Here is a 21,944-nt window from a genome sequence, read left to right on the forward strand (position 1 = left end):
TTGCCTCCAGCTTCCTTCAGATTCCGCGTCACCACGGACACCCTTGCTCTTGGCTAACCTCTACTTCTGTCTTCGGGGTTCGGGACTTACACCCTATAGTTCATGTACATGCCGGGCGCACAAAAAACACCAGCCCATCTGTTGGAGCTGGTGTTTGGGTATTAAGATTTACATTTTTTCCGGTGCTGACACGCCGATTAATCTTAGAGCGTTGGCAAGGGTAACCCGAACGGCTTGAATTAATGCAAGGCGCGCTTCTGTCAATTCTTTGTTGTCCGGGTTGATGACTTTTTCCGCATTGTAGAAGCTGTGGAAGGATGCCGCCAGTTCTTGAATGTAGTTCGCGATCCGGTGAGGTGTGCGGTGTTTTGCCGCTTCCGCCACTACTTGCGGGAAAGTGCCCACGATTTTTAGCACTTCTTCTGATTTTGCATCCGTCAATAAATCGAGGTTTTCCAATGATGGTTGGAAGCCTTGTTCCTCTGCGGCACGCAAAATCGAACAAATGCGTGCATGGGCATATTGGGCATAATACACCGGATTTTCGTTGGACTCGGCAACGGCCAAATCCAAGTCAAAGTCCATATGGGAATCGCAGGCCGTTTTGACGAAGTAGTAGCGGACCGCATCCAAACCGACTTCTTCCACAAGTTCACGCATGGTTACGGCATTTCCTGTCCGTTTGCTCATTTTATATTTTTCGCCGTTTTTATAAAGCTGCACCATTTGGATAATTTCCACTTCCAACTTATCCCGGTCATAACCGAGGGCTTCGATGGCCGCTTTCATGCGCGGAATGTAACCATGGTGGTCTGCTCCCCAAATATTGATGAGTTTATCGAAGCCGCGCTGAATTTTATCTTCATGGTAAGCGATATCCGGTGTCAAGTAAGTGTAGGAACCGTCTGATTTAATCAACACGCGGTCTTTGTCATCGCCGAATGTTGTGGAACGGAACCAAGTTGCCCCATCCTTCTCATAGATGTGGCCGTTTGCTCTTAATTTATCCAATGCTTTGTCGATTTTTCCGCTTTTATATAATGAAGTTTCGGAATACCATACGTCAAAGCGCACGCGGAAGTTTTCCAAGTCTTTTTTCAATTTTTCCAGTTCAAGGGCGAGACCATTTTCACGGAAGAAGTTGAAGCGTTCTTCATCGGATTTTTCCAGGATGGAATCCCCATATTGTTCAGCGAGTTTTTTCGCAATTTCGATGATGTCCTGGCCGTAGTAGCCATCTTCAGGCATTTCCGCCTCAAGTCCAAGCGCTTGTTTGTAGCGGGCTTCCAAGGAATAAGCCAAGTTGTTGATCTGATTTCCGGCATCGTTGATGTAATATTCGCGAGTGACATCGTATCCTGCGAAATCCAGCACATTGCATAGGGAGTCGCCGAATGCAGCACCGCGGGCATGTCCTAAGTGAAGGTCGCCTGTAGGGTTCGCGGATACAAACTCCACTTGGATTTTTTCGCCGCCTCCAGCATTTGACCGGCCATAATTTTCACCTTGATCGAACACCGCTTTCACAATATCGGCAAGGAAATCTTTGCGTACAAAAATGTTGATGAAACCAGGTCCGGCAATTTCCACTTTTTCGATTTCTGTGCCTTCTGTTTCAAGATTGCCAACGATCGCTTCCGCAATTTGGCGGGGAGGTTTTTTCGCAAGTTTCGTCAGTTGCATGGCCAAGTTTGTGGCGAAGTCGCCTTTTGTTTGATCTTTTGGCACTTCGATCTGAACTTGAAAATCCGTCCCCTCTTCCAAAAGTTGCGCTTTTTCTACAGCCGCCTTTAACAAGTTTTTCAGTTTTTCCTGCAATTGTTCTACCGCATTCATGCTTGTCCCTCCGTATATTGAATTTCCAATGTATAATGACCGACTGATTGTCCACTAATTATTAAATCATACTGCACATTGAATCTGCCACTGATATTATTTTCTTCCGTATGTTCAAACCCCAGACGATGCGTTTTCGTTTGCAGCGGCAACGTTCCGAAGGCTGTGTCGTAATGACCGTTTTGTCTGCTTTCCAGGCTGAATGGCAGCCGCATATTGACAGCTCCACTGCGCAAAATGAGTGCATGGTCGTTGTTCATTTTCACCGTTGTGCGGATTGTTTGGTCTTCCATTATTTCTTCATATCGCAAATACATTTTATCGTTCTTTTTCAACCAAACTCCCTGAATCCACAGTTCGTAGGTTTCCTCGTCCCCTTCGATTGGGCGGATCGTTGAAATGACTTTGATTTTTACGTTTTTTTCAACACTCATTTCCTGTGGGCACTCCTTATGTAATACTATAACCTATTTATTATAGGATGATTTTCCATTCCTTATCAAGATGGAAGTGGAGTTTGTTCTATTCTATTTAACCGCCTTAAGGCACCCGTTTTCTTTGCAGATTTTAAGCCTATTTTGTCCATACCGCCTGATTTGTGAACAGTTTCCCCTCTCCCGCTCCAAAAAAAGAGGATTAAAGTTCATGAAAAACTTTAATCCCCTTTCTATCAATATCTTACTTGATCCATCCCAAAATCATTTCTCTTAATAATTTGGAAGCCGTATTCACGGTCATCTCGGAGTGGTCGTAAACAGGCGCAACCTCCACCAAGTCAAATCCAACGACATTCACTTCGCTTCTTGCAATTTCATGGATGGCCGCAAGCAGTTCTTTGGACGTAATGCCGCCGCAATCCACTGTCCCTGTGCCAGGAGCAAAGGCCGGATCCAGCACGTCAATATCCGTTGTGATATAAACATTGCGGCCTTTCAATGTTGGAAGCACTTCTTTCAACGGTTCGAGCACTTCAAACTTTGCGATATACATGCCGTTTTCTTTCGCCCATTCAAATTCTTCTTTCAGTCCTGAACGGATGCCGAAAGAATATACATTGCTTGGACCAATCATTTCCGCAATTTTCCGGATCGGCGTTGCGTGGCTCAATGGTTCCCCTTCATAATCCGTGCGCAAATCGGTATGGGCATCAAAATGAAGAATGGCTATATCCGGATATTTTTCATAAACGGCTTGCACCACACCCCATGTCACCAAATGCTCTCCACCCATTCCAACCGGGATTTTTCCATCTGCCAAAACTTTCTTTACAAACTTCTCAATTTCATCCAATGATTTTTGGGCATTTCCGAATGGAAGCGGAATGTCGCCCGCATCGAAAAATTTCACTTCATCCAATTCACGGTCAAGATATGGACTGTACTCTTCCAGGCCGACAGAAACTTCGCGGATTCTTGCCGGGCCGAACCGGGAGCCTGGTCGGAAGCTGACCGTCCAGTCCATCGGCATTCCATATAACACCGCTTTGGACTCTTCATAATTTGGATGGCTTTTTATAAACACATTTCCGGAATATGTTTCATCAAAACGCATATGAATCACCTACTCTATTGATCTTTTTCGGAAAAGCTGAAAATTTCGAATTCAAAGGAATTCGGAACTTTTTTCGACATTTTTCGTATTCACTTATAGATTCGGGAAATCAAAATGCATCCCAAGAAAATTGCCCTTTTCAAAAATTGCATTTCATACAGAAAAAGTATAGACGTTTTTAGACAAAAGGCAACAGTTTTTTTAAGCGCATTCTCGATTAAACTGCCATTTTCAAGTCCATACTATGGGTAATTGGAAGAAATGAGGTGAAATGGATGGATCGAAGACGGAGTTATCAGCGGAAAATGAGACGGCAAAAACGGAAAAAACGGATGGCTTTCTACACGATCGCTTTTGTATGCGCAATGGTTGTGGCCCTGGGCGGTTTGAGATTGTATGCGCAAATTGCCGGAGCTCCTCCACTCACGATACCGAAAGCATCCGTTTTCTTGGACCGGAATGGCCATCAAATCGGGGATCATTTCACGGATCAACGCCGCTATTGGAAAGAGCTTGATGAAATTTCACCTTATTTAATAGAAGCAACCATCGCTGTGGAAGACAAAGATTTTTATCAACATCACGGGTTTGACATTCCAAGAATCGCCAGCGCCATTTTGACGGATTTGAAAACCCGCAGCAAAGCGCAAGGGGCGAGCACAATCACCCAGCAATTGGCTAGAAATCTTTATTTGACATTGGATAAAACTTGGACAAGGAAGATAATGGAAGCCGTTTATGCTTACCGTCTGGAAATCTTTTATTCTAAAGATGAAATACTAGAAGCCTATTTGAATACGGTCAACTACGGCCACGGCATGTATGGGGTCGAAGCGGCGAGCAAATACTATTTCGGCAAATCCGCCAGCGACCTGACGTTGGCGGAATCCGCCATGCTCGCCGGCATTCCGAAAGGGCCAAGTATTTATTCCCCTCTCAATAATTATGACAAAGCCGTCCAACGGCAGCATTTAATACTCGCTTTGATGGAAGATCAAAATAAAATCTCGGCGGAAGAAAAGGAACGGGCATTGTCGGAAAAAATCGTGCTGAAAAACGATCAATGGACCGCTTCCAAAACAGTCGCGCCTTATTTCTTGGACGTCGCTTGGCAAGAAGCGGCGGACATTTTGGAAAAGAAAAACTTGAATATCCGTTCCGGCGGCTGGGTCATTAAAACGACGTTGAACCAGGCCCATCAAAAAGCGGCGGAAGAAGCCATCGAGAAAAACATGCCGGACAACGACCTGCAAGTGGGGCTTGTCAGCATGGATGTCAAAACCGGCCAAGTAACGGCCCTTGTCGGTGGACGCAACTATCAAGAAAGTTCCTATAACCGTGTAACACAGGCCCTTCGCCAACCGGGTTCCGCCATCAAGCCGTTCTTATATGCGGCGGCATTGGAAAACGGTTTTACACCGCTCACTTTCTTGGACGTGGGTGAAACGATCTTTACGTACGACAATGGACGGGCCACTTATAAACCCCAAAACGTCAACGGGAAATTCGCGGATGGCGACATGTCCATGGCTCAGGCAATTGCCATCTCAGACAACATTTATGCGGTAAAAACGCTGGAACAAATCGGGTATGATAAATTCCGTGAAATGTCGAAGAGGTTCAATTTGCGGTATTCCAACAAAGATAATCCATCCATGGCACTGGGCACGATTGAAAATTCGCTGTATGATTTGACGAACGCCTTCAACATCATTGCAGCCAAAGGGGAATACCGGAAACCGACGACGATTTTATCCATTCAGAACGAAGAAGGCGAAATTGTTTACGAGTATGAAGAGCCGCCGAAAGAACAAATCATTTCCGAACAGGATGCGTTCATCCTAACGCAAATGATGACAGGCATTTTCGATCCGGTGTTCAGCGATTACTCACCGGCAACAGGCGTTTCCCTCCGCTCCAGAATGACCCATACGTATGCGGCGAAATCGGGGACAACCGTTTCGGATCAATGGCTCATCGGCTACAGTCCAAGTTTGACAGCCGGCGTTTGGAACGGTTATGACCAAGGGAAAACGTTGTCGACCTCTTCGGAAATGTCGGCCCATAAGCAAGTGTGGATCGATTTCATGGAGGCCGTTCACCGGGAAAAACCGGATGAATCTTTCGAAGTGCCGGATGGCGTAAAAGGGGTCGTCATCGATATTGAAACGGGCAAACTGGCGACTGATGCATGTCCGAAACAACGGCTCATGTATTTAAAAGAAGAGGATGTTCCAACGAAAAAATGTACGGATCTTGATTTCTTTAATGAAGATACATGGAAAGGTTTGTTTGAACTGTTCCCGTTTGATTCCATCAAAGGGCTGTTTCATTGATCGGGTGCTGGTTTTAAACCAGCATCTTTTTTATTCAAAAGGTCAATAAAAAATAAAAAGCTTCCCCTATGAAAGAGAAAGCCTTTTGTAAATAGAGTTATTATGTGGCATTTGGCTTGGGATTTTCAAATACCGCATAGCACCTAACCCTATCTACTGAGTGTCCTAGTTATACTATTTATCATTATAACTTCAGTGTACTTATTTTTTAGAATGGTTTCAACAAAGGAACGAATATTACAACTTTTCGTCACATTTCCGCCATAAACTATTATTTTTTTTATCATAATTATTGACAACGCAAAAAATTTATTCCTGCACCGTCAAATCATCTTTCAATTGCTGGCTGCTGCGTTCCCACATGCCCTGATCATGATTTTGAAGAAATTCCGCCAGCACTTTCTTTGATTCATCATCCATATGATCTACGATAATTTTGCGCTTCAAGGATTTGTCCATTTTGTTCACATGGTCGGCCAAAATTTTAAACCCTCTCCGTTTTTCCCGGTTGACCACCATTTCGCAAGCGGCAACCCCTGCGTAATACGGTCCGTCTTCTTTCACGTCCACCGTCACCCATACAAGCCAGTAAGGTTTTCCGCCGGCGGAATCTTCCCGGTTTGTCGTGAATTTGATGCCCTTTTCCACCGCGCTTTTGGCGTGCATGGCTCCCATATCAATAAATGCCTGTTTTTCTTCTATATCAATGAATACCGGAGTGACATTTTCCAGCGAGATTGTGCCGATTCCAAACCCTTTGTGGCCATCCGTCGGGTCGTTTTTAATGATGGTGAAAGAAATCTTTTGTTTCGGTTTTTCTTGATTTGTCATATTGTCATCCCCTCCGTTTAAACCTATTATAATAACTATACTTACAATTTATCCACTAGGAGGTTGCGTCATGCCGGTAGTAACAATCAAAATGTTGGAAGGTCGCACAGATGAACAGAAAAAAGCGATGGTTGAAAAAGTGACGGAAGCGCTTGTTGAAACGATTCAAGCAAAACCTGAAGCCGTAACAATCATCATTGAAGAAATGCCCAAAAATCATTATGCAACAGGCGGCGTACGGGCTTCCGACAAGTAAATGGCAAAGCGGGCCACCCGATGTGAAATTGCGGGATGTTCCGTTTCAAATTATCAGATATTCACAAAAGCAAAGGGTGACCCTTTCGTCACCCTCTACTTGTAATTGCCTGCTTTTTTTGCAAATTCATCCATCGAAAGCCCCGGTTCGATGCCCAATCGTTCCAAAGTATATAAATCTTCTCCCAAATTCACTTTACCCTTTCTTGTCGTAACAGCCATCCGGTAACCCGCTTTTTTCACCGCATTCAAATAGTTTTGATTATATTGGCCAAATGGATAAGCAAAATAATAAGTGCCTAAAATATTTCTGCTCTTGGCCAAATCATTATATAAGTCCTTATATGAAATCGTGATTCCCTTTGCTTTATTCCCTACCAGACTATGTAAATCATGAGTGTGGCTTCCGTAGCGGAAGACATCGCTCAACTCATCCATATCCTGTTTGCTGAAGAATCGCAGGGTATCCCATTGGAAAGGCTGCTTTTCAGAAGGAATTCTGCTTGTTATGATAAATTGTTCTGCGGTAAAGCCGTATTCCTTCAAAATCGGGTAAGCATACTCCCTTGTGCTTGTTATGCCGTCGTCAAAAGTAAGAACCACCGCTTTTGCCGGAAGATTCACTTGCCGTCTCAAATATCTTTCCAAATCATAGAGTGAGATGGTTTGATAACCATTGTTTTTCAGCCATTGCATTTGGTTGTTGAATTCGATGGTGGTCACGGTTGTATTGGCATTGGCGAATTGGGAATTCGCTTTTTCTTCCGGAGTTAAAATGTGGTGATACATTAAAATCGGCACACCATAGTCCACGCTTGTCCGATATTTCGGCATATAACCGATTCTGCCACCTACATCCACTTTCCAATAATTCTTGCTGTAATCACTGATGATCGGATAACGGATACCAGCATGAATCGTGATCATCGGTTCCAATTTTCCCGAGGTGTTGTCAAACACTTCCACATCACTGTTGATCAACACCGTCGTATTCGAATTTTTGGCCTTCGTATTGACGTTGTTTGTTGTCCAAGTGACCGAACGATACACATCCCTTTTGGCGATGAAGCCGTAGCCATTTCCGAATTTGACTTGCCACCAGTTTTGGCCATAATCTTTGTCAATGACCAGCGGCTGATTTTTCTTCATCGTTGCGATCGGTACCAGTGCGCCGGTGCGGTTATCGTAAACCTTGACATTGTCATACAAAGGAACGGCATAACTCACCTTGCTTGCTGCTTCCCCCAAATTTGGGGCAATCCATAACAGGGGAAACATCAATAAAAAAATTCTAAGATATTTTTTCATGCTACATTCCTTTCTCTAAGGTAGTCAAACTCTATTATAATATAATTTCTTCTTTCTTCCAGAATATTTTAAGAATTTTTAATACGGAATGTTTCCCCATTATTATGGTTTTTTAACAAAAATCAATGCGAGCCACATCAATCATCCAATTATTTTGCATTATTCAATAGCTTTTCCATTTCGATTTTTAAACTTTGATCTAAGGTTGGATCCATCAGCGCTTCTTTCGGATAGTAAACTTTATGGTCCTTTTTCATGCGGCCGGCAATGGCATCCACAATGAAAGACTCCTGGGACAATTCCCTGATTTCGCCATTCGGCATTTCCAAAAAAATTGGGAATCGGTTCGTTTCTTTATCCGGCTCATAGTAATCGTAAGGCAAGTCCGATGTGCAGTCGTGATAAATATAGTAATCCGTATCCACACCCGCTTGACGGAAAAGCTCTTTTAATCGTTCGAAACGCTCCGGCTCTTCTTCCGGGTTGAGATTGATGTATTTGAACAATTTGCGGTTCACAAATCTCGTACTCAAATCTCTTAATATCGGATCCTTTTCCTTCATCCACATTTTGAAATATGTCACTAATAAATACTCATCCAGTTCAAGGTAATCTTCCACCGTAATCTTATTTTCAAAGAAAGATTGAAAATGAACCGGTTTAAAGGTGAATTGATATCCTTGTTCATACAAATGTTTTGTTCTTTTGAGGATGTTGTGCAACAACACTTCCGCACTGCGTGAAACGGGGTGGAAATACACTTGCAGGTACATTTGATAGCGGGACATGATATAATCTTCCACCGCATGCATGCCGCTGGATTTAATGACGACTTTCCCCTTTCTCGGACGCATGACGCGGAGAATTCGTTCCATATCGAAATGGCCGTAACTTACCCCGGTATAGTAAGCATCCCTTTGCAAATAATCCATCCGGTCGGCATCGATTTGACTCGATATGAGGCTGACCACAAGCTGGTTTTCATAAGTTTTTTCAATCACTTGGGCCACTTTTTCAGGAAAATCGTCCGATACCCGCTTCAAAACCGCATTTACTTCTGTTTCTCCCAGCAATATTTTTCTTGTGAAATATTCATGGTCCGTTTTAAACACATTTTCGAACGCATGGGAAAATGGACCGTGGCCCAAATCGTGGAGCAGCGCCGCGCATAGCACCAGAAGGCGTTCATCCTCATTCCAATCGGGTCTTCCGTGAAATACATCATCCACAATGCGGCGGACGACTTCATAAACCCCCAGCGAATGATTGAATCGGCTATGTTCCGCACCATGAAACACGAGATATGTCGTGCCCAGCTGGCGGATCCGGCGCAAACGCTGAAATTCTTTTGTTCCAATCAAATCCCAAATCACTTGGTCTCGAACATGAACATATCGGTGCACGGGATCTTTGAACACTTTTTCTTCCGGAAGTTTTTGTTTTGCATATTCCACCAAAATTACCGCACCTCGTTCCTTCCAATTCTTACTATCTATTATAAGAAATTTTCTAATTTTTTACACGCCATTGTTGTTGTGGAAGCCGGGAGAATTTCGGGTGCGGCTTTTGGCGGAGGCATGCATTTTCCCAAAACCGCAAGGAAATCCCGGAAAGCCGCAAAAATTTCCATGTATCCCCATCCACCACAGGTTTTATTGGATAAAAACGATTATATTTGAAACTCCGATGATTAAAACAACCTCTTATGGCCAAAGCTGATAAAAAATAAAACAAGCTACCTTCTACCACGATAGAAAGTAGCTTTTGTTTAATCCATCTTCAATTTGGCTTTCACTTTTTCCATTAATTCCTCTTCCGTTAATGCGTTTACCGGTCTGCCGTTGACGAAAGTGAAAGTTTTTTTGCGGCCGGGTCCGCAATAGGATTGGCAACCGATGACGATCGTTGCATCGGGATCCAACTTTTTCAATTTCGGAATGAGCGTTTTTAAATTGACGGCTTGACATTCATCGCAAACTCTAAATTCGTTTGCCGCCATATGATCAACAATCCTTTCTATCAATCAAATTCATTTTTTAGCCTAAAAGATATTTTAGACTATAGCCACACTTCCATTCAAGTAAAAAGGACAAATATCCAACAAAGGACTGAATTCCGCCTTTTTTTGCTAAATTCATATAAAAAATTCATCAGAAAAATGAATAAAATTGGAACTTGTTGGACACGATATGTTTTGACAATAAGAAACTACTACATTAACAGGAGGGTTAAACAATGGCAAAAGTCAGACAGGATGCATGGTTAAAAGAAAACGACGAACTGCTCGCCGAAGCGGTATTAAGACATGTAAAAGAAGGAAGTACGCAATTGAACGCTTTTGAAGAAGCCGGAGATAAATTGAATCGGACTCCTGCTGCATGCGGTTTCCGATGGAATGCCGTTGTTCGCAAACGTTATGAAAAAGAACTGGAAGAAGCAAAAAGAATCCGGAAAGAGCGGATGAAATTGTTGGGTGTGAACGGCAGAAGACGTTCGCCGGGTGTGTATTTGCTTCCGGGATCAAACGGGGAATCCAAGCCTATTTCCTTATCTGATATGAATTTAGATATTGTCATTGCATACTTGTTGCGCCTGCAATCCCAGGGAGGCAACGACAATGAAGCGACAAAATGGCGTCAAATTGCAAACTCCGCTACTGAAAAAATAAAAGAATTGGAAAAAGAAGTGGAAAAACTGCGCAAGGAAAACAAACAAATCCGCGAAGATTACGAGCAATTTGTTCAAATCATGAACCGCGCCCGCAGACTCGTTACATTGGAAGATGAAGAACCGCGCATTGCACCGGTATTTAAAATGGAGAAAAACGGGAATTTAGTTGCCGATTATTCCCATATGCAACAACAATCTAGCAAAGAAAACGTAGATGTGCCGAATTGATTCGCCATCTACGTATTTCCAAGCATTTTTGCATTCCGCTCCAAAACTCTCTTTAAATAAAAAGAATATAATTGCAATTCATCGCCTTCCAGAGGCTGGAACAATACATCCCCAGAAAGTGAAGCGAGCAGCTGTTGAACTTGGATGACGGTTTCCTGAACGGTGATGGGACGGTCCAACAATTCGCTTAAACTGGCCATCACATCAGGCTGTATTTTCGGATATTGAAATTTTGTCTCTGCATCTTTCAAACTGGTTTCATAAAAATGTTTAATCAGTTCCGCACGCTCGCTTCCACTGCCTTCAATACATAAATAAATCTGGACGGCCACCCCATTGCGCAAACGGCGTTGGGATATCCCCGCAAATTTCTTTCCCCCGATGCTCAAATCATAGGAGCCGGGACAATAAGAACCCACAATTTCATAGGCCTGAATTTTTTCTGCGGCTTCGGAAAACAACAGCTTTATAAATTGCAGCATGACTTCATAACCCGTGTTAATGCTGATGGAACCCGGGGCTTCCGAAAGGACGATGGAAATATTTAAAATCCCTTTATCCAGCACGACCGCAAGCCCGCCGGAATTTCGGACAATCGCTTCATAATGGGCTTTTTTCAACATCTCGATTCCCTCTTGGATATAAGGCATGCGGTGATCTTGAATGCCCAACACGACATATGGGTGGTGCACCCATGTGCGGACAACCGGAACCGACAACCCTTGTCCCACCAATTGGCAGAGCGTGTCATCCATCGCAAACGATTCAAGGGGGGTACGGTCCGTGGAAAGGGATTGATCGATAAAACGCCACGTTTTTTGCTGTAATAATGAATGCATTTTGTTTGCTCCTCACAATAGGTTCAGCACAATTTGCTTTCGGTTGCGCCTTCTACAGTTCAAGCATACACAAAAACAATTGTGAATAAAAGTGGGCGATTTCATGAAAGGTTCATTAAATTTAAAGCTTAATCGGGAGGAAAATTTCTTGATTTATGCTAAGATTATTTTGAACGATTATCAATCGAAGGAGTGTTAATGTAATGAGCGAAGCAGCATTTACTTTAGACGGCTGGTACTGCCTGCATGATTATCGTGCAATGGACTGGACTTCCTGGAAACTGCTTTCTGAAGAAGAAAGACAAGCCGCATTGGAAGAATTTTATCAATATCTTGATAAATTGGAACAAGTACACGAAGCAAAAACCGGTTCCCACGCCTTCTATTCCACAATTGGCCAAAAAGCGGATTTCATGTTCATGATTCTCCGCGAAACGCCAGATGAAATTCACGAATTGGAAACGGAATTCAACAAATTAAAAATTGCCGATTATACAATTCCGACATATACTTATTTCTCGGTTGTGGAACTTTCCAACTATTTAGGCGGTTCTGACGAAGATCCATATCAAAACCCATATGTTCGCTCCCGTTTATATCCAGAACTTCCGCGAACAAAATATATCTGCTTCTATCCAATGGACAAACGCCGCCTATTGGATGACAACTGGTATATGTTGCCGATGAGTCAGCGCCGCGAGTTGATGCGCTCCCATGGCGAAATCGGCCGCAAATATGCAGGTAAAGTAAAACAAATAATCACAGGCTCTACCGGTTTGGACGACCATGAATGGGGCGTAACACTCTTCTCTGACGATATGCTACAATTTAAGAAAATTGTGTATGAAATGCGCTTTGATGAAGCGTCCGCCCGCTACGGGGAATTTGGTGAATTCCTTGTAGGTACTTTATTGGATAAAGAAAAATTCGCTAAACTTGTGAAAGTTCAATAATAAAATTTAAGCGAGACGCTTTTGTGCGTCTCGCTTACTCATGTTCATCAGGCGTTTGCAAAATCAAAATCACCGTTTGCGTGAAGAAACCGATGAAAAGTATCAAAATGAAGAGATACCAATGGAGTGGTTGATTGAATAATCCCGCAATCACAAATGACAAAATCGCACTGACGACTATCCCAACCCAAATTCCAAGTTGCAATGTAACCAACCTCCAGATTAATCGTTTTGGCTCCCTTCTCCCCTTTTTTAATTAACTATTCCCTAAATTGTCACCAACTAACACCGTTACTCATATTCTATTCAATAGTGTTGCATGTCGAAACATGTCAATCGTTTCTATTCTATTTTATTGCGTTGGAGCGTACTTTATACAGGCTTCACCCCGTTTCATCTACTTTATTCAATCAATTTAAACATTTTTTTCAATTTTTATTCTGATTCTTGATTGAATGCATACATTATGTTGAGGAGGTATGAAAAATCGCTGTTATTGCCGCTAACGAAGCACATGTTGCCTTACTTGCCCGATTGATGCGGGCAGAAGCGGAAGGCGATGGAGACCTTGGCATGCTGTTGGTCGGAAATGTCGGCGTCAATCGCGTAAGAGCAGACTGTCTGGATTTCAAACAGATACGCAGCATCGAAGATATGGTGTATCAAAGTCCTGGTGGCTTTGAAGCCGTACAAAAAAGCTACTTTTATCAGCGGGCGCGTCCACAAGATATTGCGTTGGCGCGCAGAGTCATCAACGGTGAACGCTTTGTTCCTGCCGACAGAGCCCTTTGGTTTTTCAAGCCTGAAGGAAGCTGCCCTGCCCAGTGGTATGGACAATGGAATTCCGGCCGATTCAAATCCCATTGTTTCTTTGCACCTGCTGAAGGTGCTTGTCCAGGCATCTAAAAATTGATAAGAAAGGATGTTATGCTTGACTTATTATTATTGGGGTCCCGGTGCGTCGGGAAATCAATATTATCAACAACCGTTTTTCGGTCAAGGGCAAGTGCAACAAACGCCGCTTTCTGCCCAAAGCGGAAACGTCATGACACCTTCCGGAACTGTAGTACCTTCCACTGGACGACAAACGGAAGAATCGTATATCGAGAACATTTTACGCGAAAATATCGGCGTGCCCGGCACATTCTATTTCACATTTCCATCTTCGGAAACGTTACCGGGAGAAACCCGCGGAAATGTACTCCGGGTTCGCGGTACCGTATTGCAAGCGGGCCGAGATCATGCGGTAATTCGTGAAGAAAGTACAAATCACGTTTATTTATTACCGATGATTTATTTCGATTATGCCCGATTCGATGAAGGGTTCAGATATATTAATTCGGCCCGGCCAAGATCCCAGCGATAATGGAAAAAAACAATTGAAAAAGAGCGAATAGAAAAGTTTTTTCTAATTCGCTCTTTTTTTATTAACCTTGTATATATCTTTGCACATCCATCAATGAAGGTACAGGCCCATCGAGGCATTGTTCCTAATTTGCCATTTTGTTATGAACTTTATTTGAACAAGCCTTCCCCACCTGATTATAAGCGGAATTTCCGGATTTCCATCTGCAGATTTTGGGCATTTTCGCTCAATTCCGCAGCCACTTTATTCACTTGTTCGATTGTAGTCGTTTGTTCTTCAATATTGGCGGCAACCATTTGAATTTCGCTTGCGGATTCTGTAGAAGCGTTCGAAATTTCATTGACCGCCGCTGATACTTCCTCTGCACTTGCAGAAATTTGTTCACTTGTAGCAGAGATTTCTTCAATTTGCATTTTCATTTTTTCAATGGCCTTCACAATATCAGCAAAAGATTGTCCTGCTTCTGTAATGACTTTTACACCGTCTTCCACCGAATGCAAGGAATCGGATACCGCTTTTTCCACATTTTCTGTATCCCGCTTGATTTCTACCGTCAAATCGGTAATTTGGCTTGCAGATTCTTTTGATTCCTCCGCCAGTTTGCGGACTTCTTCAGCCACAACGGCAAATCCTTTCCCATGTTCACCGGCACGGGCCGCTTCAATGGCCGCATTCAATGCCAGCAAGTTCGTTTGATCGGTGATTTCTGCAATCACTCTTGAAATATTTTCGATTTCTTCCGTTTGTTTGCTCAATTTTTGAACCAATTCATTCACAAGATTTGTAGACTGGTTAATGGTGTCCATTTGTTTTTCCGCATGACGGATAATCTCTCCACCATGGGAAGCCATATCGCTTGTTTCCAATGAAGTGGAATGCAGCACTTGAGTGGATTCCGCGATTTTTTGCACGCCGATCGCCGTTTCATCCATCGCACGGGCCGAATCATTGGCCGCTTGGGAATTCGTTTGGGCCACTTCCGCTGTGGAATTTACCCGGCGAGTCATTTCTTCGGCAGAAGCGGAAATTTCCTCCGTGCTTGCGGAAAGCTGTTGAGCGGCTGAACTTAATTGTTCCGCATTTTGCTGCACATTCCGAATAAGCGATTTCAAGTTATTTTTCATTGCATTGAAAGCTTCCGAAAGCTGGCCGATTTCATCTTTGGAGATCACTTTCAAATTCTCTTCCGTCAAATCGCCGGAAGAAACCACCTTTACCGCATCCACCACTTTTCTCAAAGGCAATGTAATCGTTTTCCTAACGAAATAAACTAAAACAAAGCTGACCATTAAGCTGGCTATTAACACGATTACCGCCGTAATGTTGGATGAGGAAATCGCCCTATTTGCCCCTTTTTTGATATCTTCCAATTGGCCTGTTTGATATTCGATCATTTTGTCTGTTGTATCAATCAGATTTTGGCTGATGATTTGAATATTTTCATGTTCCGATAATGTTTCCCCATTTTTCACTCTTTCAGCCACTTTGGAGAATTCTTGTTCAAAATTGTTCTTGGATTGTTTCAATTCATTGATATAGCCCTTCATTGTATCGGTTACCGCCAATTTTTCAAGCGACTCGATTTGCTTATCGATCAGCTGCATATATGTATTGACCATTTCATAATCATCATTATCTTCTATTAGCATGTATTTTGTTACGGATTTATCCAGCTGGGCCACTTGGTAGCGCACGGATGATATTTCCTGGATTGCCGTCACCCGCTCATTCAGCGCCACATCCACTTGGCGATCGATTCTTTGAAAATTGATAAAACTGACAATCATCGATATACATAAAAGTCCCATCAATGAATAAAAAGCAACATTCATTTTTCCCCCGATGCTCATCCCGGTCACCTCTTCAAAAAAATCTATTTTAAGCCTATTATACTACTTCATTTCCCTTTTTTAACTAGAAATTGCACTAAATTTCGCATTTATTACAAAAAGTTTCTAAATATTTCAAAGTTGCCAGTCCCATCGTCTTTGCAGCAATCAACATCGCTCTTTCATCAAAATTAAACTTTGGATGGTGATGCGGATAGGCCGTTTCCCAATCCGGATGTTTGGCCCCGGTGATGAAGAAAGTGCCCGGCACCTTTTGCAGATAATAGGCAAAATCCTCTCCTACCATGAGCGGAACGCATTCTTTCACTTCTTTCACTTCAGGCACATCCATTGCAACATCCGCAAGCAATGCCGTTTCTTCCGGATGGTTGACCACCGGTGGATATCCTCTCGTATATGTAAATTCATAAGTCGCATTGGCGCCGTCACAAATGGACTTTACCAGGGATTCAAGTTCCTTTTCGATTTGGCTTCTTACATCTTCATCGAATGTCCGGACAGTTCCCTTCATTGTCGCTTTTTCCGCGATGATGTTGTAGGCTTTTCCCGCTTCAAATTGTCCCACAGTGACCACCGCATGTTTCAAAGGGCTGATTCTTCGCGAAACAATGGTTTGAACTTGGCTGACGTACTGCGCACCGAGGACAATCGCGTCAACGGCATTGTGGGGCTCTGCGCCATGCCCGCCTTTTCCTTGAATCGTCACTTCAAACATGTCAGGAGCCGCCATGATCGCACCATTCTTTACATGAATTTCCCCTAATGGCGTTGGAGCCCAAAGATGGGTTCCAAAAATCACATCCACCCCATCCAAACAGCCGTCTTCGATCATCGGTTTGGCACCGCCCGGCAACACTTCTTCCGCAAACTGGTGGATAAACACCACATTCCCGCAGATGGATTCCCTCATTTCATAAAGGGCTTTCGCCAAAATCAGTAAAGTGGCTGTATGTCCGTCATGGCCGCATGCATGCATAACGCCGTCCACTTTGGATTTATAAGGGATGTCGTTTTCCTCTTGGATCGGCAATGCGTCAAAGTCCGCACGCAACGCCACCGTTTTTCCCGGCTTTCCTCCGCGCAAAACGGCCACCACGCCTCTTCCGCCTACTCCTTCACGAACCTCAAGACCCAGTTCTCTATGAAAGTTCGCAATATATTTTGGCGTATTCACTTCTTCAAAAGATAGCTCCGGATTTGCATGCAAATATCTCCGAATGGAAACCATTTCCTCATAATACTTGTCCAATGCCAACAATAGACTGTCCAATGTATGTACCCCTTTCCGAGTTGCCAAAAATACTCCTTCCATGTTCTATGGTAACATGAAACATTTATTAAATGTGTCGAAATCTTATGAATTTATTCACCAAATTTCGTTACTTTTCTCATGGCCGCACCGGGTCGAACCGCCCCCTGGAACACAAAATAAAATGGCGGCTTAAAGTCATGTATGCGACTTTAAGCTGCCCTTCACAGATTAATAGATTCGGCTTTTTGCAACGCCGACGATCACCAATGTCCATCCGATCAAAAACAGCACTCCACCGATTGGCGTGATTGCGCCCAATACACTGATGCCGCTCACAGCCAAAACGTATAAGCTGCCTGAGAAGAATAGAATCCCAAAAGTCATTGCGAGAAATGACCATTTTAACGGAGATGTATCACCGATTAATCTTGGATGCATTAAAATGCCGACCAGAATGATTCCTGCCGCGTGAAACATTTGATATTGGACTGCCGTATCCCAAATTGACTCCCCATATGCATCCAAAACACCTTTTAATGCGTGGGCGCCAAATGCCCCCAATGCGACAGCCAGAAAACCGAAAACCGCACCTGTAATGATGGAACCTTTCATCTACATAACCTCTTTTTCTGAATTTTAAAAATCAAAAATCGAATCCCCATTCGCATCCTCGTCCTCTATTTTCCTTGAAGGGAGAAGACGATTTCCGCCTGTTGCATACAGTTGGGGTTGGCCCTGTTCTGTCACCGCCGGATGTTTCGGTTCATTCAACGCCACATCACATAATGCGCGAACGGCAATCAACAATTCCCGAAGTTCCTGTTCATTTTCCGTTTCTCTCGCTTTTAAAGCATACCGTTCAATTTCCCCGAACAATCTTTTATAGGAAATCATTTTCTCCCCCCTTTGAATTCTTTCGGTTCAAATTTTAAACAATCCGTTCCGGAAGATTGTTTAACGACAACGGATGGAAGCTGCCTCGTCTTAAATTGATACGCTGCGCAGCCACGGGGATGATTAGGATCCCACGTTACTTTGAAAAATTTGCATTTAAAACAGTCAACTTTCATGGGAATCCCACCTTTATTCCAATGTACCAAATTTCATAGACAGTGAAAAGTTGAATGAATTTTGTTCAAAAACTCGTTATAAACGAAGACATTACTCCAAACACCAGTCAATCGGTTCCTTGCCCCAGGCGATGAGTTGGGCATTGATTTTCGAGAAAGGTCTGCTCCCGAAAAACCCGCGATGGGCGCTTAACGGACTTGGATGGGGCGCTTGCAAAATGGTGTGGTGGGAACCGTTCTTTTCGATAATGGCCCTTTTCATTTGCGCAGGTCTTCCCCATAAAACAAAGACAATCGGATCTTCCCTTTGTGCCAATTTTTCAATGACCGCATCGGTGAATTGCTCCCAACCCATCCCTTGATGGGAATTGGCCTGCCCTTGTCTTACGGTAAGAACCGTGTTTAACAGGAACACCCCTTGCTTCGCCCATTTCATCAAATACCCATCTTTTGGAATGGGACATCCCAAATCATGTTGCAATTCGATGAAAATATTTCGAAGGCTCGGCGGATGCGGCACCCCCGGCTTTACGGAAAAGCACATGCCGTGCGCTTGTCCGGGGCCGTGGTAAGGATCCTGACCCAGAATCACCACTTTCACCTCTTTGTATGGAACGGTGTAAAAGGCGCTCATCACTTCATCAATGGGCGGGTACACGATGTTTGTACTGTATTCTTTGGCAATGAATTTCCGCAAATTTTGATAGTAGGGCTTTTCAAATTCCTCCTGCAATATCTCCTGCCAATCATTGTCGAAAACTTTCTTCATGTCGAAACACCTCATTTTCAACCTACTCTAATACGCGGAGAGAATCAATAGTTGATTTTTAAAAGAACCCGATACTTCACGCCGAGCCTCCTTTTCATCCCCCACATTCTGACATCATCATTTTTCTGTATTCTGACCATTTTTATAAAGTCAGGAGATGGATATAATAAAAATTGCAGAGAATGAAGCAGGAGATGAGGAAATTGTCATTGAAAAAAACGTTAACGATCGCCGGGTCTGACGCATCAGGCGGTGCAGGAACCCACGCCGATTTAAAAACTTTCCAGGAATACGGCACTTACGGTATGCAGGCTTTAACATGCATCGCCACAATGGATCCGGACCAAGGCTGGAAACATAGCGTTTATACCATACCGATAGACGTGTTAAAAGACCAATTAAAAACTGCGATTTCCACGGGCATTGATGCCTTGAAAACCGGAATGCTTCCAAATGAGGAAGTGATCCAGGTTGCCGCAGAAGGGATTCAGGCATCCGGAACAAACAATGTAGTCATCGATCCGGTCATGGTCTGCAAAGGCGAAGATGAAGTTTTGAATCCGGGCAATGTGGACGCAATGATTCGGTATCTTCTCCCCCTCGCTTTGGTAACCACGCCAAATCTTTTTGAGGCGGGACAATTGGCCGGTATGAAAACGCCAAAAACCATTGATGAAATGAAAACGGCCGCGGAAAAAATCCATGCATTGGGCGCAAAAAATGTGGTAATCAAAGGCGGCCGCTCCCTCGGTACAGAAAAAGCGCTCGATTTATTCTTTGATGGAAACAAGTTTTATGCATTGGAAACAGATCCGATAGCCACAAGTTATAATCATGGCGCAGGCTGCACCTTTGCGGCAAGCATTACTGCCAATTTGGCAAACGGTTTATCTGTAAAAGATGCGGTTGTCGCTTCCAAAGCGTTCGTTTCTGCAGCCATCCAACACGGCTGGAAATTGAATCAATACGTTGGACCGGTCATGCACGGGGCAAAAAACGTATACGGCGCTCCAACGGTGACCATCCAGGAAATCTGACCGCTCATATTGCTAAGCTCATCGCTCTCTTTCACTAGAGAATTTTCATGAAAAATAGCATGAGATGCAGGAATCACCCGTACAATGAAACTGTATGGGTGTTTCTTTTTATTCGCCCGATTCTAATTCATGTTGCTTTTTCTTTTCATAATGTGGAATTTTTTACTATACTATTGACATAGTCTTTCGGGAAAGGGGAATGTGAAGTGAAAGAAGTAGATGTGCAAGAGCTTCAAAAGATCATTGATTCTTTTGCAAACAAAGACGTCTATATACACCTGGAAACAACCAACGGCTCATATGCCACCCATTACAATGAACAATTTTTCAACGCGAGCGCATTCATCCGCAATGCGAAAATCCGATATGAGCATGGTAAAGTCATCGATGACAATCCCCACCGAATTGGATTGAAATTGGAAAATGGATGGGTTTATGCGCAAGGGATCACCCATTATGAATTAGATGAACAAGGACGGTTATTAATGGCCGGTTTAAATCAGGAAGGAAAATTGGCCATCGCACTGGAAATCAGTGAAACGCCATTTGCTTAAAGGAGGGATCAAACATGACTTTAAAACCTCAACGCCATATTTTAATGGTCTTTCCGCACCCGGATGATGAATCTTTCTCATCGGCCGGTCTTATCCGACTACACCGAAATATGGGAGTTCCGGTTACATATGCCTGCTTAACGTTGGGAGAAATGGGACGCAATCTGGGGAATCCTCCCTTCGCCACCCGTGAATCGTTGCCGGAAATTCGCCGCAAAGAGCTGAAAAAAGCCTGTGAAGCAATGGGCATTGAAGATTTACGGATGATGGGTTTCCGCGATAAAACTGTGGAATTTGAAGACGATGAAAAAATGGTGAAGCTCGTTCAAGAATTAATTGAGGAACTGAATCCTTCTCTCATCATCACATTCTTGCCGAATTACAGCGTTCATCCGGATCATGAAGCGACTGGCCGGGCCGTTGTCGAAGCGGTGCGCCGCATGCCGAAGAGTGAGCGTCCGGTTGTTTACGGCGTGGCCTTTGCAAACAACACCGTTGCCGAAATTGGAGAACCCGATGTCGTCATTGATGTTTCAAGCGTCAAAGAGGATAAATTGAAAGCGTTGCAAGCCCATGCTTCTCAAACGGCATGGATGATCGAAGAGAACCAAAAACGAGTGGATGAAGGCCAGCCGTTAAGTGATAGCTGGTTCCATTACGAAAAGTTTTATACGGTTACATTTGACGAAGAGTAAACGGAACTGTTTGGTAGTACAAACCGCTGACAAGGTTTGTGCTACTTTTTTTGTACAAAAATAATAAAAATCTCACTGTAAATTTCATTTTTTTCAGACACTTGATAGCTCGCAACAGTTAATAATTTCCTACAAAATCGAGGTTAAATTCTCTGTCAAGAGAAATTTTTTTAATTTTTCGAGTTATCAAATTTTTATCATACCGAAATTGTTGTATAACAGAAATTTGAATTATGTTATATTTTTCACAAATTATTATACCAACCTGCCCAAAATGTACATTTCTGCATATTGTTTATTTTTCTCTTTTTTATACAAATAAATCGTCGAATATTCTTTGAGTAAAACTTTCCCTCCCCCTCCTTGCCGAAAAATTTAAAGAAAAATTATTGATAACTCAAAGATAGTTAATTGATATGGAATATTTTGAGAGTTGAATGTCACAAAATTTTAATATTGAATTATAAGATTCTGTCTCCTAGAATAGTATCATGCGAAAGGGATGGAGCAGAAATATATCGTTTTAAACAGAATAATTTTTCGT

General features: G+C 43.2%; 24 protein-coding genes. 9 read left to right on the forward strand and 15 right to left on the reverse strand.

Annotation, left to right across the window (positions count from 1 at the left end):
* Positions 1-168: 168 nt before the first annotated feature.
* The 3 genes from argS to speB all read right to left on the reverse strand — a co-directional run bounded on the left by argS (position 169) and on the right by speB (position 3,387).
* Positions 169-1,836 carry an arginine--tRNA ligase gene (argS, locus tag ACFPOH_RS03835; protein WP_342580889.1) on the reverse strand — a complete coding sequence of 556 codons (1,668 nt, stop codon included), beginning with the start codon at positions 1,834-1,836 and terminating at the stop codon, positions 169-171.
* Positions 1,833-2,270, reverse strand: coding sequence for a YwiB family protein (locus ACFPOH_RS03840; RefSeq protein WP_342470361.1), 438 nt, complete (start codon positions 2,268-2,270; stop codon positions 1,833-1,835). Before ACFPOH_RS03840 ends, argS begins: the two co-directional genes overlap by 4 nt.
* Positions 2,271-2,514: 244 nt before the next feature.
* On the reverse strand, positions 2,515-3,387 hold the full coding sequence (speB, locus tag ACFPOH_RS03845) for an agmatinase (RefSeq protein ID WP_342470362.1): 873 nt from the start codon (positions 3,385-3,387) through the stop codon (positions 2,515-2,517).
* Between the two features lie 275 nt (positions 3,388-3,662).
* Here speB and ACFPOH_RS03850 point away from each other — a divergent pair, with 275 nt between their 5' ends.
* Positions 3,663-5,723 carry a transglycosylase domain-containing protein gene (locus ACFPOH_RS03850; RefSeq protein WP_342580888.1) on the forward strand — a complete coding sequence of 687 codons (2,061 nt, stop codon included), beginning with the start codon at positions 3,663-3,665 and terminating at the stop codon, positions 5,721-5,723.
* Between the two features lie 309 nt (positions 5,724-6,032).
* On the opposite strand, the gene ACFPOH_RS03855 is transcribed toward ACFPOH_RS03850, so the two are convergent.
* A complete protein-coding gene (locus ACFPOH_RS03855) occupies positions 6,033-6,554 on the reverse strand; it encodes a YwhD family protein (RefSeq protein WP_342580887.1) in 522 nt (173 codons plus the stop codon).
* 70 nt (positions 6,555-6,624) lie between these two features.
* Here ACFPOH_RS03855 and ACFPOH_RS03860 point away from each other — a divergent pair, with 70 nt between their 5' ends.
* Positions 6,625-6,810, forward strand: a complete 186-nt coding sequence (locus ACFPOH_RS03860) for a 2-hydroxymuconate tautomerase (RefSeq protein ID WP_208651597.1) — start codon at positions 6,625-6,627, stop codon at positions 6,808-6,810.
* A 95-nt stretch (positions 6,811-6,905) separates the two neighbouring features.
* On the opposite strand, the gene ACFPOH_RS03865 is transcribed toward ACFPOH_RS03860, so the two are convergent.
* From ACFPOH_RS03865 to ACFPOH_RS03875, 3 genes are all read right to left on the reverse strand, one after another.
* A complete protein-coding gene (locus ACFPOH_RS03865) occupies positions 6,906-8,117 on the reverse strand; it encodes a polysaccharide deacetylase family protein (RefSeq protein ID WP_342580886.1) in 1,212 nt (403 codons plus the stop codon).
* A 149-nt stretch (positions 8,118-8,266) separates the two neighbouring features.
* Entirely contained in the window at positions 8,267-9,571 is a 1,305-nt protein-coding gene (locus ACFPOH_RS03870) for an HD domain-containing protein (RefSeq protein WP_390308887.1), read from the reverse strand.
* 314 nt (positions 9,572-9,885) lie between these two features.
* Positions 9,886-10,116, reverse strand: coding sequence for a YuzB family protein (locus ACFPOH_RS03875; protein ID WP_342470367.1), 231 nt, complete (start codon positions 10,114-10,116; stop codon positions 9,886-9,888).
* Between the two features lie 236 nt (positions 10,117-10,352).
* On the opposite strand from ACFPOH_RS03875, the gene ACFPOH_RS03880 reads away from it, so the two are divergent.
* Complete coding sequence (locus ACFPOH_RS03880) at positions 10,353-11,015, forward strand: RsfA family transcriptional regulator (RefSeq protein ID WP_342470368.1); 663 nt, start codon at positions 10,353-10,355, stop codon at positions 11,013-11,015.
* An 8-nt stretch (positions 11,016-11,023) separates the two neighbouring features.
* Here the strand turns inward: ACFPOH_RS03880 and lipL are convergent, their stop codons facing one another.
* Positions 11,024-11,854, reverse strand: coding sequence for an octanoyl-[GcvH]:protein N-octanoyltransferase (gene lipL / locus ACFPOH_RS03885; protein WP_390308876.1), 831 nt, complete (start codon positions 11,852-11,854; stop codon positions 11,024-11,026).
* A gap of 203 nt (positions 11,855-12,057) precedes the next feature.
* Between lipL and hemQ the strand changes: the two genes are divergently transcribed.
* A complete protein-coding gene (gene hemQ / locus ACFPOH_RS03890) occupies positions 12,058-12,807 on the forward strand; it encodes a hydrogen peroxide-dependent heme synthase (protein ID WP_342470370.1) in 750 nt (249 codons plus the stop codon).
* Between the two features lie 34 nt (positions 12,808-12,841).
* On the opposite strand, the gene ACFPOH_RS03895 is transcribed toward hemQ, so the two are convergent.
* Positions 12,842-13,012: a hypothetical protein gene (locus ACFPOH_RS03895; protein ID WP_342470371.1), complete on the reverse strand. Its 171-nt coding sequence runs from the start codon at positions 13,010-13,012 to the stop codon at positions 12,842-12,844.
* Positions 13,013-13,293: 281 nt separating this feature from the next.
* Here ACFPOH_RS03895 and ACFPOH_RS03900 point away from each other — a divergent pair, with 281 nt between their 5' ends.
* On the forward strand, positions 13,294-13,713 hold the full coding sequence (locus tag ACFPOH_RS03900) for a cell wall hydrolase (RefSeq protein ID WP_342471181.1): 420 nt from the start codon (positions 13,294-13,296) through the stop codon (positions 13,711-13,713).
* A 25-nt stretch (positions 13,714-13,738) separates the two neighbouring features.
* Entirely contained in the window at positions 13,739-14,173 is a 435-nt protein-coding gene (locus tag ACFPOH_RS03905) for a spore coat protein GerQ (RefSeq protein WP_342470372.1), read from the forward strand.
* Positions 14,174-14,349: 176 nt separating this feature from the next.
* On the opposite strand, the gene ACFPOH_RS03910 is transcribed toward ACFPOH_RS03905, so the two are convergent.
* The 6 genes from ACFPOH_RS03910 to ACFPOH_RS03935 form a co-directional block, all read right to left on the reverse strand.
* The gene (locus ACFPOH_RS03910; RefSeq protein ID WP_390308877.1) at positions 14,350-16,023 is read right to left on the reverse strand and encodes a methyl-accepting chemotaxis protein; all 1,674 of its coding nucleotides are present in this window, start codon (positions 16,021-16,023) and stop codon (positions 14,350-14,352) included.
* A 76-nt stretch (positions 16,024-16,099) separates the two neighbouring features.
* Positions 16,100-17,293, reverse strand: a complete 1,194-nt coding sequence (locus ACFPOH_RS03915; RefSeq protein WP_390308888.1) for a M20 family metallopeptidase — start codon at positions 17,291-17,293, stop codon at positions 16,100-16,102.
* A gap of 210 nt (positions 17,294-17,503) precedes the next feature.
* Positions 17,504-17,887: a DUF423 domain-containing protein gene (locus ACFPOH_RS03920; protein WP_342470375.1), complete on the reverse strand. Its 384-nt coding sequence runs from the start codon at positions 17,885-17,887 to the stop codon at positions 17,504-17,506.
* 24 nt (positions 17,888-17,911) lie between these two features.
* The gene (locus ACFPOH_RS03925; protein ID WP_342470376.1) at positions 17,912-18,169 is read right to left on the reverse strand and encodes a YwdI family protein; all 258 of its coding nucleotides are present in this window, start codon (positions 18,167-18,169) and stop codon (positions 17,912-17,914) included.
* The gene (locus tag ACFPOH_RS03930; RefSeq protein ID WP_342470377.1) at positions 18,166-18,345 is read right to left on the reverse strand and encodes a uracil-DNA glycosylase; all 180 of its coding nucleotides are present in this window, start codon (positions 18,343-18,345) and stop codon (positions 18,166-18,168) included. The genes ACFPOH_RS03925 and ACFPOH_RS03930 overlap by 4 nt, the downstream gene beginning before the upstream one ends.
* 91 nt (positions 18,346-18,436) lie before the next feature.
* Positions 18,437-19,114, reverse strand: coding sequence for a uracil-DNA glycosylase (locus ACFPOH_RS03935; RefSeq protein ID WP_342470378.1), 678 nt, complete (start codon positions 19,112-19,114; stop codon positions 18,437-18,439).
* A gap of 203 nt (positions 19,115-19,317) precedes the next feature.
* On the opposite strand from ACFPOH_RS03935, the gene thiD reads away from it, so the two are divergent.
* The 3 genes from thiD (at position 19,318) to bshB2 (ending at position 21,400) form a co-directional block, all read left to right on the forward strand.
* On the forward strand, positions 19,318-20,151 hold the full coding sequence (thiD, locus tag ACFPOH_RS03940) for a bifunctional hydroxymethylpyrimidine kinase/phosphomethylpyrimidine kinase (RefSeq protein ID WP_342470379.1): 834 nt from the start codon (positions 19,318-19,320) through the stop codon (positions 20,149-20,151).
* Between the two features lie 206 nt (positions 20,152-20,357).
* Complete coding sequence (locus tag ACFPOH_RS03945) at positions 20,358-20,705, forward strand: YojF family protein (RefSeq protein ID WP_342470380.1); 348 nt, start codon at positions 20,358-20,360, stop codon at positions 20,703-20,705.
* 14 nt (positions 20,706-20,719) lie between these two features.
* Positions 20,720-21,400, forward strand: a complete 681-nt coding sequence (bshB2, locus tag ACFPOH_RS03950) for a bacillithiol biosynthesis deacetylase BshB2 (RefSeq protein ID WP_342470381.1) — start codon at positions 20,720-20,722, stop codon at positions 21,398-21,400.
* Positions 21,401-21,944: the final 544 nt, after the last annotated feature.

Source organism: Ureibacillus suwonensis, from assembly GCF_042655065.1.
Classification (GTDB): domain Bacteria; phylum Bacillota; class Bacilli; order Bacillales_A; family Planococcaceae; genus Ureibacillus; species Ureibacillus suwonensis.

Excerpts from the sequence above, each read along its gene's own strand:
- argS (WP_342580889.1), bottom strand. The coding sequence starts at position 1,836 with ATGAATGCGGTAGAACAATTGCAGGAAAAACTGAAAAACTTGTTAAAG.
- ACFPOH_RS03840 (WP_342470361.1), bottom strand. The coding sequence starts at position 2,270 with ATGAGTGTTGAAAAAAACGTAAAAATCAAAGTCATTTCAACGATCCGC.
- speB (WP_342470362.1), bottom strand. The coding sequence starts at position 3,387 with ATGCGTTTTGATGAAACATATTCCGGAAATGTGTTTATAAAAAGCCAT.
- ACFPOH_RS03850 (WP_342580888.1), top strand. The coding sequence starts at position 3,663 with ATGGATCGAAGACGGAGTTATCAGCGGAAAATGAGACGGCAAAAACGG.
- ACFPOH_RS03855 (WP_342580887.1), bottom strand. The coding sequence starts at position 6,554 with ATGACAAATCAAGAAAAACCGAAACAAAAGATTTCTTTCACCATCATT.
- ACFPOH_RS03860 (WP_208651597.1), top strand. The coding sequence starts at position 6,625 with ATGCCGGTAGTAACAATCAAAATGTTGGAAGGTCGCACAGATGAACAG.
- ACFPOH_RS03865 (WP_342580886.1), bottom strand. The coding sequence starts at position 8,117 with ATGAAAAAATATCTTAGAATTTTTTTATTGATGTTTCCCCTGTTATGG.
- ACFPOH_RS03875 (WP_342470367.1), bottom strand. The coding sequence starts at position 10,116 with ATGGCGGCAAACGAATTTAGAGTTTGCGATGAATGTCAAGCCGTCAAT.
- ACFPOH_RS03880 (WP_342470368.1), top strand. The coding sequence starts at position 10,353 with ATGGCAAAAGTCAGACAGGATGCATGGTTAAAAGAAAACGACGAACTG.
- lipL (WP_390308876.1), bottom strand. The coding sequence starts at position 11,854 with ATGCATTCATTATTACAGCAAAAAACGTGGCGTTTTATCGATCAATCC.
- hemQ (WP_342470370.1), top strand. The coding sequence starts at position 12,058 with ATGAGCGAAGCAGCATTTACTTTAGACGGCTGGTACTGCCTGCATGAT.
- ACFPOH_RS03910 (WP_390308877.1), bottom strand. The coding sequence starts at position 16,023 with ATGAGCATCGGGGGAAAAATGAATGTTGCTTTTTATTCATTGATGGGA.
- ACFPOH_RS03920 (WP_342470375.1), bottom strand. The coding sequence starts at position 17,887 with ATGAAAGGTTCCATCATTACAGGTGCGGTTTTCGGTTTTCTGGCTGTC.
- ACFPOH_RS03925 (WP_342470376.1), bottom strand. The coding sequence starts at position 18,169 with ATGATTTCCTATAAAAGATTGTTCGGGGAAATTGAACGGTATGCTTTA.
- ACFPOH_RS03930 (WP_342470377.1), bottom strand. The coding sequence starts at position 18,345 with ATGAAAGTTGACTGTTTTAAATGCAAATTTTTCAAAGTAACGTGGGAT.
- ACFPOH_RS03935 (WP_342470378.1), bottom strand. The coding sequence starts at position 19,114 with ATGAAGAAAGTTTTCGACAATGATTGGCAGGAGATATTGCAGGAGGAA.
- bshB2 (WP_342470381.1), top strand. The coding sequence starts at position 20,720 with ATGACTTTAAAACCTCAACGCCATATTTTAATGGTCTTTCCGCACCCG.